Origin of the sequence: Streptomyces globisporus C-1027, assembly GCF_000261345.2 — a bacterium.
Taxonomy (GTDB): domain Bacteria; phylum Actinomycetota; class Actinomycetes; order Streptomycetales; family Streptomycetaceae; genus Streptomyces; species Streptomyces pakalii.
This window is the reverse complement of sequence record NZ_CP013738.1, coordinates 3,818,699-3,831,481: the sequence shown is the minus strand read 5'-3', so window position 1 is coordinate 3,831,481 and position 12,783 is coordinate 3,818,699. Positions and strand designations below refer to the sequence as shown.

The following is a 12,783-nucleotide window of genomic DNA, read 5'->3' as shown; positions in this document are numbered from 1 at the left end:
GCTGTCGCTTTCTTCAGCTGATGGATCAGAGGGATCGGGCGCGGGCCGAGGCGACCGCCGCCGCCAGCGCGGCCGGGTCGTCCCGGACCGTCCGCGGGGCGTCCCGCCGCTCTTCGCGTACGTGCGAGATCCGGTGCCCGTCGGGGGTGGCCACCACGTCGATCCACTCCCCGTGGGGGTGGCCGCAGCGGCGTTCGCACCCGGACCAGTACACAGGGAGCCGCCCGACCGGTCCGACGGCGGCCCCCGCCTCGGCCCGTACGTCGGACAGGGACTTCGCGCAGCCGGGGTGGCCGATGCACGCGCCGACCCCGGTCCACGGGGAGTCGGGGGCGGTGATCAGCCCGGCCGCCGCCAGGGCGTCGAGGGCCGCCGTCGCGTCCTCCGGCCGCCCGAACGGCCCGGGAACGACGATCCCGCGCCACGGGGTGAGCCGCAGCTCGTCGCTGTGCCGGCGGGCCGTCTCGGTGAGCAGCCGCCACTGGGAGGAGGTGAGCCGCCCCAGAGGTACGTCGACGCTGATCGCGTTCGGGGAACCGTGTGCGCCCGGGGCGGGGGGAGTCGCCGTACGCGGGCGGGGCCGGTGCACAGCCGGACCGGCCGCCGCCCCGACGGTCCGGAGCAGCTCGGCCCGTACGTCGTCGCGCACTCCGGCCCGTACGTCGTCGGGCAGGTCCTTCACGCGCCACGCCCCCGAATCCCGGGCGGCCCGGAGGAAGATCTCGGCGGCCAGGAGCGCGGCACGCGGGCCTTCCCCGTCCGGTATCCGGAACACCTCGTCCTCGGCCCCGATCCGCAGGAGACAGCGGTCGCCCGCCGCGATCAGGGTCACGTCCGCGCCCAGCGCGTCCACGTCACCGCGGCCGTCGTCCAGGGCGAAGAGGAAGCGGCCGGAGAGCGAGGCGGCGGCGGACGATCCGCAGACCAGCCCGTCCAGGCCGGACAACCAGCCGCTGACCGGGGACGATCCGTCCAGCCCGGCGAGCGGCGAGGCCACGATGTTGCGGGCCCGCTCGTGCGCGGCGGACGGCAGCAGCCCGGCGGCGGTGAGCAGCTCGGCGAGGGCGCCGCCGCACGCCGCGTCGAGGCCGCGCAGCTGGACGTTGCCCCGCGAGGTGAGATGCAGCTCACCGTCCCCGAACCGTTCGGCCGCCGCGAGCAGCGCGTCCGCCCGGTCCGCGCTCAGCACCCCGCCGGGCACCCGGACCCGGGCCAGCGCACCGTCGTCGGCCCGGTGCAGCCGCAGGGTCCCCGGGCAGGCGTCGCCGCTGCCGCGGCGGGCTGGGCCGCCCGCGGAAAAGGGCGAGGGGGCGGAATCGGGCATGGCGGCGAGCATACCGACCGGGCCGCTCCCTGCGAGGGGCCCGCCGCTGTGACCTGCGGGACAGCGGCGGCGTACCGGTGGTGGCCGCCGGAAACAGTGATCACCACCGCACCCACGCCCCCTGCCCCGCCCCCACCCCCGCCGCTTAGGATGCTGGCGGTGGTCCGTTCAGGCCGCCATCGCCAGACGGCGACAGGGGAGGAAGCCCGGTGAGATTCCGGCGCGGTCCCGCCACTGTGAGTCCGGCCGCCGCCACCACCGGCTGCCGGACGAGTCAGGAACTCCCTTCCCCGCGTGCCCGGTAGCCGCCGGACCGCCCGGGGAGACCCTCCGACACCCGCCCGGGGCGTGGACACCCCGAGGAAGGCCTGACGCAGCATGATCCTGCTCCTGTCGACGTCCGACACCGACCTCCTGAGCGCCCGCGCTTCCGACGGACCCGTCAGCTACCGGTACGCCAACCCCTCCCGTGTCGACCTCGGCGGACTGCCGGAGCTGCTGGACGGCGTCGACCTCGTCGTCGTCCGGCTGCTCGGCGGCGTACGGGCCTGGCAGGAAGGCCTCGACGCGGTGCTGGCCACGGGCCGCCCGGTCGTCGTGCTGACCGGTGAGCAGGCCCCCGACGCCCAGCTGATGGCCGCGTCCACCGTGCCGATCGGCATCGCGGCCGAGGCGCACGCCTACCTCGCGCACGGCGGGCCCGCCAACCTGGAGCAGCTGGCCCGGTTCCTCTCCGACACCGTGCTGCTGACCGGCCACGGCTTCGAGCCGCCCGCCCCGGCCCCCGCGTGGGGAGCACTGGAGCGGGAGGCCCGCGCGGTGCCCGAGGGTGCGCCGACGGTCGCCGTCCTCTACTACCGCGCCCACCACATGAGCGGGAACACCGCGTTCGTGGAAGCGCTGTGCACGGCGGTCGAGGACGCCGGGGCCCGCCCGCTCCCGCTGTACGTCGCGTCCCTCCGTACCCCGGAGGCCGACCTCATCGACCGGCTCCGCACCGCCGACGCCATCGTGACCACGGTCCTCGCCGCGGGCGGCACCAAGCCCGCCGAGGCCTCGGCCGGCGGCGACGACGAGTCGTGGGACGCGGGCGCGCTCACCCAGCTCGACGTGCCGATCCTCCAGGCGCTCTGCCTCACCAGCCCGCGCAGCGCCTGGGAGGAGAACGACGAGGGCGTCTCCCCGCTGGACGCGGCCACCCAGATCGCGGTGCCGGAGTTCGACGGCCGTCTGATCACGGTCCCGTTCTCCTTCAAGGAGATCGACGAGGACGGGCTCCCGGCGTACGTCCCCGACGCCGAGCGCGCGGCCCGGGTCGCCGGGATAGCCGTACGCCACGCGAAGCTGCGGAACATCCCGAACGCGGAGAAGCGCATCGCGCTGGTGCTGTCCGCCTACCCGACGAAGCACTCCCGCATCGGGAACGCGGTCGGCCTCGACACCCCGGCCAGCGCCGTGGCCCTGCTGCGCCGGCTGCGCGCCGAGGGGTACGACTTCGGGCCCGAGGAGGACATCCCGGGCCTGGTCTCCGGCGAGGGAGACGAGCTGATCTATGCCCTCATCGACGCGGGCGGCCACGACCAGGAGTGGCTGACCGAGGAGCAGCTGGCGAAGAACCCGGTCCGCATCCCGGCCGCCGACTACCGTCGCTGGTTCGCCGAACTTCCGCAGGAGCTGCGGGAGTCCGTGGAGGAGCACTGGGGCCCGGCCCCCGGCGAGATGTTCGTGGACCGCTCGGCCAACCCGGAGGGCGACATCGTCCTCGCGGCCCTGCGGCGCGGGAACCTCCTCATCCTCATCCAGCCGCCGCGCGGCTTCGGCGAGAACCCGATCGCGATCTACCACGACCCCGATCTCCCGCCGTCCCACCACTACTTGGCCGCGTACCGCTGGATCGCCGCCTCCGCCGAGGACAACGGGTTCGGCGCGGACGCGATGATCCACCTGGGCAAGCACGGCAACCTGGAGTGGCTGCCCGGCAAGAACGCGGGCCTCTCCGCAGCCTGCGGCCCCGACGCCGCCCTCGGCGACCTCCCCCTCGTCTACCCGTTCCTGGTGAACGACCCGGGCGAGGGGACGCAGGCGAAGCGCCGCGTCCACGCCACCCTGATCGACCACCTCGTACCCCCGATGGCCCGCGCCGACAGCTACGGCGACATCGCGCGCCTGGAGCAACTCCTCGACGAGCACGCGCAGATCGCCGCGATGGACCCGGCGAAGCTGCCCGCGATCCGCGCCCAGATCTGGACGCTGATCCAGGCGGCGAAGCTCGACCACGACCTCGGGGTGGCGGACCGCCCGGAGGACGAGGGCTTCGACGACTTCATCATGCATCTCGACGGCTGGCTCTGCGAGATCAAGGACGTCCAGATCCGCGACGGCCTGCACGTCCTGGGCAACCCGCCCGCCGGGAACGACCGGGTCAACCTGGTCCTCGCCGTGCTCCGCGCCCGCCAGATCTGGGGCGGCACCGCCTCCCTCCCCGGCCTGCGCGAGGCGCTGGGCCTGGACGAGTCGGCGGCCACCCGCACCGCGGCCGACGAGATCGAGGAGCAGGCGCGCGCCCTGGTCCAGGCGATGGACGACGCGGACTGGGCGCCGGCGGCAGTGGCAACGGTGGCGGCGGGCCTTCCCGAAGCCGTGGCCGACATCCTCACCTTCGCGGCCACCGAGGTCGTCCCGCGCATGGCGGCCACGACCGACGAACTCACCCACGCCGTGCACGCGTTGAACGGCGGCTTCGTCCCGGCGGGCCCGTCGGGCTCCCCGCTCCGCGGCCTGGTCAACGTGCTCCCGACGGGCCGCAACTTCTACTCGGTGGACCCGAAGGCGGTCCCCTCGAAGCTGGCCTGGGAGACGGGCCAGGCCCTGGCGGAATCGTTGTTGACCCGCTACCGCACCGACAACGGCGACTGGCCCACGTCGGTCGGCCTCTCCCTGTGGGGCACCAGCGCGATGCGCACGGCGGGCGACGACATCGCGGAGGCGTTCGCGCTGCTCGGCATCCGCCCCGTCTGGGACGACGCCTCGCGCCGGGTGACGGGCCTGGAGCCCATCCCGTACGAGGAGTTGGGCCGCCCCCGGATCGACGTCACGCTCCGCATCTCGGGCTTCTTCCGCGACGCGTTTCCGCACACGGTCGGGCTGCTCGACGACGCCGTACGCCTGGCGGCCTCCCTCGACGAACCGGCCGAGCGCAACCACGTACGGGCGCACACCCAGGCCGACCTGGCGGAGCACGGCGACGAACGCCGGGCCACTACCCGCATCTTCGGCTCCCGCCCCGGCACGTACGGCGCGGGCCTCCTCCAGCTCATCGACTCCCGCGACTGGCGCACCGACGCCGACCTCGCCGAGGTCTACACGGTCTGGGGCGGCTACGCCTACGGCCGCGAACTCGACGGCCGCCCGGCCCGCGAGGAGATGGAGAGCGCCTACAAGCGCATCGAGGTCGCCGCGAAGAACACCGACACCCGCGAGCACGACATCGCGGACTCCGACGACTACTTCCAGTACCACGGCGGCATGGTGGCGACCGTGCGCGCGCTGAAGGGCACGGCCCCGGAGGCGTACATCGGCGACTCCACCCGCCCCGAGACGGTCCGCACACGCACCCTGGTCGAGGAGACGTCCCGCGTCTTCCGCGCCCGCGTGGTCAACCCGAAGTGGATCGAGGCGATGCGCCGCCACGGCTACAAGGGCGCGTTCGAGCTGGCGGCCACCGTCGACTACCTCTTCGGCTACGACGCCACGACCGGCGTGGTCGCCGACTGGATGTACGACAAGCTCACCCAGACCTACGTCCTGGACCCGGAGAACAAGCAGTTCCTCCAGGAGGCCAACCCCTGGGCCCTGCACGGCATCGCGGAACGCCTGCTGGAGGCCGAGTCCCGCGGCATGTGGGCCAAGCCGGACCCGGCGGTCCTGGAAGCGCTGCGCCAGGTGTACCTGGAGACGGAAGGGAACCTGGAGGGCGAGGACTGACCCGGCGGGTCCCGGCGACCGACCGGTGGAGCGAATCCACCGCCTGCTCGCCGAACGGCTGCCCAAGCAGGTACGCGGCTGGCCGGCGCACTTCCGGCACGCCGATCCGGCGGACCCGGTCGGGCACATGGAGCTGACCGCCGGCCCGGTCGATCACCGCGTCTCGGTCGACGACGTCGACGGACTTCCTGGGGCGGCCGGAAGCTGTGCGGGCGGCGGTGGACGCGCCGGGCTGAGGCGGCGCTCACGCCGTCGGCCCCGGGAGGATTTCCCGGGGCCGACGGAGCGTACACGTGGGTGAATCAACGCATCCCTGAAGGGGACTAGTTGGCGTTCACCAGGTCATGCGCGGGGACCTTCACGGTCCGGGCGCCCTTCTTGCCGCCGAGGACGACCTTGCGCAGGGCGCTGTTGTTCTTGTGGTTGGTCTCCTTGAGCCGGTTCTCCGGGTTGGCGAGGACCTGGATGTAGTACGTGCCGTTCGGCAGGCCCGTGATGTCGAAGGACTGGCCGGGCAGGTCCTGGGTGTAGGTGTCACCGGAGCCGATGTCGAGCACCTCGCGGACGGAGATCGAGTTCTCCTGGCCGCACGCCGTGGACAGGTCGGTGTTGCCCGGGTGCCAGTTGGCGTTCTTCACCGTGTAGTCGACGGCGTCGGTGTTGGCCAGGCAGAACGCCTCCTTGCCGCTGCGCACCGACTCCTTCTTGTCGGCCTTCAGCAGCCGGTAGCTGGCGAAGTCCGTGAAGTGCCAGTGCTCGTGGCCGGGGCGCGGGTCCCACTCCATGGTGCCGGTCGGGGTGTAGCCGACCTGCTTGCCCTTGGCGTCGTAGAAGTACTGGTAGGCGTCCATCAGCTCCTTGCCCGGGGAGCGGAAGCCGTCCACGACGAGCTTGGCCGGGCCCGCGTTCCACACGTTGGCGCTGAAGGCGAGGTAGTCCTTGCCGGGCACGTCCTCGTAGCCGTCGCTGACGGTGATGCCGTACGCGGGCAGCGAGCGCAGGTCCGGCTTGGGCACGTCGGGGACGGTGGCCTTGCCGGTGGGCCGCTTGGCGTTGGGCTTGGCCCCGGGTGCCTGTCGCGATCCGTCGGTCTGGCCGGGGCGGTCGCCGACCTTGGCGGCCGAGAAGGCCTGCCGCTGGAGGGACTCCTTCTTGAGCGCCCAGGGCAGGGCGGGCGGCGCGGGCGGGTAGGGCCCGTGACCGACGTTGAAGGTGGGGGCGGCGCCGGTCGTCCGGGCGGCGGGAGCCTCGGGGCGGGCCGGGGCGCCGTGCGCGGCATGGGCGGAGGCGGCGGGCGCATCGGTGGCCTGCTGGTGGCCTTCATGGCCGCCATGTCCGGAGTGCCCGGTGTGCCCTTGGTGACCGGCAGCGGACTTGGCGGACTGGGGAGCGGCGCTGCGAGCTGCGGAGCCCGAGCCCTCCTCCTCTTCCCAACTGCGCTCGCGGACGGTCACCTTGACGGTCTGCGGCTTGTTGGCGATGCCGAAGAGGTCGCGGTACTTCTTCGTCACGGAGATCTTGGCGGTGTAGGTCCCGGCGGCCAGCTGCACCGGCTTGGCGTAGTACCCGGCGTAGGTGTTGGACGCCCAGCCGTTCTCCACGCCCCAGACCGAGCCGAGGGTGAAGGGGTTCACCGGACAGCTCTGCGGATACTTCGACTGGGCGGGCGCGTCCGGCCGGATCCGCCCGGAGGCGTTGTTGGGGCAGAAGGCCTCGGTCTGCTTCAGCACGGTCTTGCCGGCCGCATCGGTGACGGAGACCTGCGCGAAGCCCGGCAGCCCGGAGAAGTCCTTCACGAGCCCGGCGGGAAGCGCCTTGGTCGTGGTCTTCTTCCCGTTCCGGAGCACCTGCGTGGCGACGACCGGATCCTTGTACGACTTACGGGTCACCTTGAGCTCGAAGGCGCCGTTCTCCGAGGTCAGATAGGTCCCGAGGTCGAGATAGACACCGGGATCGTCCTTCCACGAGTCGAGCGTCACCGAGGTGGACGCGGCGATCAGACTGAGCTTCGGCGTCGGCTCGGCGGTCTTGGCGTCGGGCGCGGCGGCCACGACACCCGCCGTCACGGCGACGGCCGCGGCGACGGCGATCGAGGGGCGGGTGAGGCGGTTGGTGCGGCCCTGCGGGGATCTGGTCATCATTCCTCGTACTTCCGGCTTCCGAGTGCGCGATGGAACGTGGACGGGCAGCACGGCCCCAACTCAACTCACCTGTGGCGACGCTGTGTCCGACCTGTGAGAGGCGGCACGGGTGGGTCGGGTTGTCTTCGGTCCCCCGATTGGCGCAGGGTTGTCCGAAAAGGGCTGTAGTTGCCCTCAGCACCTGCTCATCGAGGGCCTGGCCTTCGAACTCCGTTACAGGCGGAGCCGATTCGTAACATTGAGCAGTCCGAGTAACCGACTGCCCGGAAGGACTTCTGCCACGTGGGTGACGTCTCTGCCGACCAGCCCACGGAGGGCTCCTCCGGAGGCGACGGCGGTCCGGGCCGGCGCCGCTGGATCCTTGCATCCGTGGCCGCCGGCGCGCTGGTCCTCGTCGGTGCCGCAGTTGTCGCCGTCCTGTTCCTCATGGACGAGGGCGGCGAGAGCACGTCCGGCCGCGTGAAGGAAACGGGGCCCGGTATCGGTTGGGCCGAGGGGGTCACCCCGGCGTGGATGAGCGGCCACATGGGCCTCGGTATCCCGGCCACCGCCGAGTCCGCTCAGGCCGCCTACGAGGGAACCTCACGCTTCGACACGGGGATTCTGACCTTCACCTTGACGCGAGCCGAGGCGGAGGCCTACCTGTCCGAGCACCCGTCCCAGGGCAAGTGGCTGGAACCGGCCGAGGCGCAGGCCGACCTACCCGCCCACGACTTCACCCACCTGGGGCTCCCGGAACCGGAGACCTTCACGAAGGGCATCCGCTACGGCTCCGTCTGCCCCGGCAGCCCCGGGGCCGCCGAGAGTCCGGAACCCTCCGGTGCCCCGGACATGCCGTACGGCATGGAGGGCGGCCACGACACGTCCGGCGAACAGTGCGTGCGCCTGTACGCCCACGCGTACACACCGCAACGCACCCGCATCTACCTCCGGGCCCACTTCGAACCGGGCATCAGCCCGCTCCCGTCCGCGCCTTCCTCGCCACCATCGGTGGGCTGAAACCTCTCGACGGGCCCGGCCGTCCCGGCCACCCCGTCTGCAGCCCCTCAGGCGCCCCGCGCGCGCAGGATTCCCTCGACGCCCAAAAGGAAGGTCTCGGCGATCGGCTTCGGGTCGGAGAGGCAGCCCGCGGCCATGGCGCCGTCGCGGAGCATGACGAGGTGCCGGCCGGCACCCTCGGCGGGCTCGTCGCCGACCTGTGCCAGCAACTCGGTGACAGTCTCCAGGAACCACTGGCGGTGGACCAGGACGGCCTGGTGGATGGGGTGGGCGGCATCGGGGTATTCCGCCGCCGCGTTGAGGAACGCGCAGCCGCGGAAGCCGGGGCTCTGAATGCCTCCGGTGATGAACCGGGCGACCGCCCGGACCGCGTCGGCCGCCGTTCCCTCGCCCGCCCGCGCGGCCTCGATGCCCGCACGGATGCCTTGGTCCGCCTGGTCGAGGTAGGCGAGGACGAGCTCTTCCTTGCCGGTGAAGTGCCGGTACAGCGTGGCGCGGGTGACCTGCGCCTCCGCGATGATCCGGTCGACGCCGACGGAGTGGATGCCCTCCGCGTAGAAGATCCTCGTCGCCGTGCCGAGCAGCCGGGCCCGCGCCGCCGACGTGCTGCCCCTTCCCGTGCCTTCGCTCATGCGGCCAGATTACCGCACGGATGAGGGAGAACGTTCGGTCTTGACAGGACGCCCCTGGTGCCGGTCTCATGGCGAATGAGACCGAACGTTCTCCCTCTCGAAGTGGAGGGCCTCCGGTGCCCAGCCGATCGCTGTGAACTCGGCTTTCCTGAAAGGAACTTCCATGGACACCCTCGTCGGTACCCCTCCCACCACCAGCGTCCCCACCACCCTGCGCAAGCTGTACTTCCTGCGCTTCGCGTTCGCCGCGGTGTGGGCCGCCCTGCTGTTCGCGACCGCCGACAAGCTGGGCGCGCTCACCGCCACCCTTCTGGTGGTCTATCCCCTGTTCGACGTGGCCTGCGCGGTCGTCGACATCCGGTCCGCCCGGACGGCCGGCCGACCAGCCCGCGCTCTGTACGCGAACATCGCGCTCAGCGCCCTCACCGGCATCGGCGTCGCCGTCGCCGCCACCTCCGGCATCCCCGCCGTCCTGCGGGTCTGGGGTGCCTGGGCGATCACCGCGGGCATCGTCCAGCTCGTCGTCGGCGCCGTCCGACGCCAACTCGGCGGCCAGTGGGCGATGATCGCCAGCGGCGGCATCTCCACGCTCGCCGGCGCCTCGTTCATCGCCCAGGCGGGCAAGGACGGAGCCTCCCTGACCAGCCTGGCCGGTTACGCCTTCCTCGGCGGCGTCTTCTTCCTCGTCTCCGCGCTCCGCCTGCGCGATGAGCACGGCCGGTAGCCCGCCGACCGCGCCGTACGGCCGGGACCGGGCGAGCGGCCCCGGCTCGCCCCGGGTGGCATCCTGCACCCATGCGAACCGGAACCGGCCTGACCGAGAAGAACCTGCGGCAGTTCCTCGACGAGTGGGATCCGATCGGCGTCGCCGACGAGGTGCCCGACGAGTACGACTGCATGATCGCGCCTCTCCTCGTGAGGCTCCGCCGTGGCGCGGACCAGGCGGAGATCGCCGCGTTCCTGCGGACCGAACTGGTGGAGCACTTCGGCCTCACCCCCGCACCGTCGGAGCCCGAGGCGGTGGCCACCCGCTTGATGGCCCTGAAGGCCGAAGCCGCATGAGCGGCGAGCGAGAGGCCCGGACCACGGCGGAGAAGACGCCCCACACCACGGATGACGGCGTCGGCGGCGGACCACGCCGGGCCCCCGAACAGTCAGCACAGGTCATCCTGAGCAACGAGCCCGGCTCGTTCGCCCGGAGCGTCCTGGCCGAGCGCCATCCGGCGCTGATCCAGCAGGTACGGAGCGCCTTCCCGTACGGCCCCCGCCAGCACGAGGCACTCGACGCCCTGCTGGAGCAGAACAACAACGGGGTGATCGAACCGCTCGCCCCCTCGGAGCCCGACCACGAGCAGTGGTCGGCCTGGGGGCGGGAGTTCTTCGGGCGATCGTGGTTCGACGCCCCGTTCCTGTGGGTGGAGAGCTACTTCTACCGCAGGCTCCTCGACGCCACCGGCTACTTCGGGACGAGCCCGTGGCGGGGCGTCGACCCCTTCGCCCCCTTCAAGCAGGCCGAGCTTCGCGGCACGGCGGTGGACGAGGAACTCCGCGCCTTGGACGCCCTCGCCGACGTACCGGCCGACGAGCGGGCCACGGCCCTGCTCCACGCCTCGGTCTGGGGCAACCGAGCGGACCTGGGCTTCCGCGTCACGGAGGGAGATGCGGCACCCGGTACCGCTGCCGACGATCTGGTCGCCGACGACGGCGCCCTGCTCTGGCAGCTCCTGCCCGCCGGAGCCGCCACCACGGTCGCCGTGGTGGCGGACAACGCGGGGCGGGAGCTGATCCCGGACCTGATCCTCATCGACCATCTCCTCCTGCACCGCCATGCCGAGCGGATCGTGCTCTACGTGAAGCCCTACCCGTACTACGTCTCCGACGCGATGACGGCCGACGTGGTCGACTGCCTGCGCCGCTTGGCGGAGGCACCCGGCGAGGCGGGCCGCATCGGAGGCCGCCTCTGGGACGCCATGGCGACGGGGCGCCTGGAAATCCGGGCCCATCCGTTCTTCTGCGCCCCGCTGCCGTACGAGGAGATGCCGGCGGACCTGCGGGCGGAGTTCGCGATGGCCACCGTGACGATCCTGAAGGGCGACCTCAACTACCGCCGTCTGGTGGGCGATCGGACGTGGGACGCGACGACGCCGTTCGCCCACCGCACGGCGTACTTCCCCGGGGCGGTCGCGGCGCTGCGCACACTGAAGTCCGACGTGGTGGTGGGGTTGGAGCAGAAGACGCTGGACGCTCTGGAGCGGTCCGGTGCGGCTTGGCGTACGAGCGGTACGCATGCGTTGATCCAGGTGCGCGGGTAGACCGGCCCTCCACGCTGAGCCACGCACGGGCGTCCGAGGCCATGGCGGAGCCGACGGCTACAGGCTCGGTGAACTGTGATGAGCACCTGCGAATGAGACCGGAGCTGAGACCTGGCGCTCGTTCATTTACCGGACGCCGGGCCGTACCACTGCATGGCCTGACCGGTGATCGCGGCGATACATTCGAAGTCATGGTCGCGGTGCAGGAGGGTCAGCCCCTGGAGTTCCGCTGTGGCGGCAACGACGAGGTCAACAGCTCCCGCACTGCGGTGCTGGCCGCGTCGGGTCAGCAGCTCCTGAACCTGCCAGGCGCGGTCGTACGCGCGGTCATCGACGGGCACCCAGCCGAACAGCAGCCGCATGTCCTCGATGCCGCGCGCCCGGTCCTCGGCGGAGCGGGCGCTGTGGAAGAACTCCAGCTCGGTAACGGGGCAGGTCGCGATGAGCCCTGCCGTGGCGGCCTGATCCCATCCGTACTGCTCGGCGTCGTTGCGGAAGAACCGGGCGAGCGCGCTGGTGTCGATCAGGAACTGTGCCGCGCTCACCGCCGGTAGTCCCTCTTGTCCTCGAAGACATCCAGATCGAACGCGCCCTCGCCCGCTGCAGCCCGCAGCCGCGTGAGAGCGAGAGCCCGTCGGCGGTTGTCGAGCACCTCGCGCAGAGCAGTGTTGACCGTCTCCTTCTTGGTGCCGGTCCCCAGCGCCTGAGCCACGTCGGCCAGCAGCTCGTCGTCGAGATCGATCACGGTGCGACTCATTGATGACCTCCTCAGATATCAACTATGGCATCGAGTATATATCAGACGGTGCCGCCGAGTGCTGTGATGCCAGGTCGAGGGTGCACGGATCGAGTTCTGACCGATCTGTGTGGATGGGGTTCACAGGGTGAGTCACAGATGGGATGCGGGAGGCGTGATTCCCTCGCGGCAGGCTCGGCGTTCGCCGGCGGCGTGATCCTGAGTCCTGGCCTGCTCGCTGCGGCCAACGTCGAAGGCCCCCGCAGCAAGCTGCGGGGGCCTTCGACGTATTGCCCGGTGAGAGCAATGGCGGAGGATACGAGATTCGAACTCGTGAGGGGTTGCCCCCAACACGCTTTCCAAATGTTCGCCTGGGGGTCCGACGGGGTGCGTGCCTGTCCTGACCTGGGGCGGAACATCTAATGTGACCCCGTGTGGACGGGCCCGGACGGGGGCGAATGAGACCAGAACTGAGACCAACTTCTCCCAGGCGGGCCCCCTGGTCAGAGGTCCCGGGCCCTGCCGGGCCGCCTGTGTAGGGGCCGTTGGTGGATCTGGATGTTCCTCCCCCATGATGCTTGGCCGCTCTGGGCGGATTCCATGGCGCCTGTCGTTTCTTGAAGGGCATCATGAGGGCATGGCGAAGTCACGTAGA

At 71.5% G+C, this 12,783-nt stretch carries 10 protein-coding genes and 1 riboswitch; of the genes, 5 read left to right on the top strand and 5 right to left on the bottom strand.

The features are described 5' to 3' along the window. Positions 1 to 25: 25 nt before the first annotated feature. Positions 26 to 1,336 (bottom strand): cobalamin biosynthesis protein CobG, encoded by a 1,311-nt coding sequence (locus WQO_RS16610; RefSeq protein ID WP_010056568.1) that lies wholly within the window; start codon positions 1,334 to 1,336, stop codon positions 26 to 28. Positions 1,337 to 1,522: 186 nt separating this feature from the next. After that, a riboswitch (cobalamin riboswitch) is annotated at positions 1,523 to 1,608 on the top strand. Positions 1,609 to 1,702: 94 nt separating this feature from the next. On the opposite strand from WQO_RS16610, the gene cobN reads away from it, so the two are divergent. Further along, entirely contained in the window at positions 1,703 to 5,308 is a 3,606-nt protein-coding gene (gene cobN / locus WQO_RS16605) for a cobaltochelatase subunit CobN (RefSeq protein WP_010056567.1), read from the top strand. A 323-nt stretch (positions 5,309 to 5,631) separates the two neighbouring features. Here the strand turns inward: cobN and WQO_RS16595 are convergent, their stop codons facing one another. Continuing rightward, positions 5,632 to 7,449, bottom strand: a complete 1,818-nt coding sequence (locus WQO_RS16595) for a lysyl oxidase family protein (RefSeq protein ID WP_010056566.1) — start codon at positions 7,447 to 7,449, stop codon at positions 5,632 to 5,634. Between the two features lie 282 nt (positions 7,450 to 7,731). Between WQO_RS16595 and WQO_RS16590 the strand changes: the two genes are divergently transcribed. Continuing rightward, positions 7,732 to 8,448 (top strand): hypothetical protein, encoded by a 717-nt coding sequence (locus WQO_RS16590; RefSeq protein ID WP_010056565.1) that lies wholly within the window; start codon positions 7,732 to 7,734, stop codon positions 8,446 to 8,448. A 47-nt stretch (positions 8,449 to 8,495) separates the two neighbouring features. On the opposite strand, the gene WQO_RS16585 is transcribed toward WQO_RS16590, so the two are convergent. After that, on the bottom strand, positions 8,496 to 9,080 hold the full coding sequence (locus WQO_RS16585; RefSeq protein ID WP_010056564.1) for a TetR/AcrR family transcriptional regulator: 585 nt from the start codon (positions 9,078 to 9,080) through the stop codon (positions 8,496 to 8,498). A 163-nt stretch (positions 9,081 to 9,243) separates the two neighbouring features. Between WQO_RS16585 and WQO_RS16580 the strand changes: the two genes are divergently transcribed. From WQO_RS16580 to WQO_RS16570, 3 genes are all read left to right on the top strand, one after another. Further along, complete coding sequence (locus tag WQO_RS16580; RefSeq protein WP_010056562.1) at positions 9,244 to 9,804, top strand: hypothetical protein; 561 nt, start codon at positions 9,244 to 9,246, stop codon at positions 9,802 to 9,804. Positions 9,805 to 9,875: 71 nt separating this feature from the next. Next, on the top strand, positions 9,876 to 10,142 hold the full coding sequence (locus WQO_RS16575) for a hypothetical protein (protein WP_010056560.1): 267 nt from the start codon (positions 9,876 to 9,878) through the stop codon (positions 10,140 to 10,142). Next, the gene (locus tag WQO_RS16570) at positions 10,139 to 11,392 is read left to right on the top strand and encodes a damage-control phosphatase ARMT1 family protein (protein ID WP_010056559.1); all 1,254 of its coding nucleotides are present in this window, start codon (positions 10,139 to 10,141) and stop codon (positions 11,390 to 11,392) included. The genes WQO_RS16575 and WQO_RS16570 overlap by 4 nt, the downstream gene beginning before the upstream one ends. 122 nt (positions 11,393 to 11,514) lie before the next feature. Here the strand turns inward: WQO_RS16570 and WQO_RS16565 are convergent, their stop codons facing one another. Together WQO_RS16565 and WQO_RS16560 are read right to left on the bottom strand one after the other, a co-directional pair. Next, entirely contained in the window at positions 11,515 to 11,937 is a 423-nt protein-coding gene (locus tag WQO_RS16565) for a PIN domain nuclease (protein ID WP_010056558.1), read from the bottom strand. Further along, positions 11,934 to 12,149 carry a type II toxin-antitoxin system VapB family antitoxin gene (locus WQO_RS16560; RefSeq protein ID WP_010056557.1) on the bottom strand — a complete coding sequence of 72 codons (216 nt, stop codon included), beginning with the start codon at positions 12,147 to 12,149 and terminating at the stop codon, positions 11,934 to 11,936. Before WQO_RS16560 ends, WQO_RS16565 begins: the two co-directional genes overlap by 4 nt. Between the last annotated feature and the right edge of the window lie 634 nt (positions 12,150 to 12,783).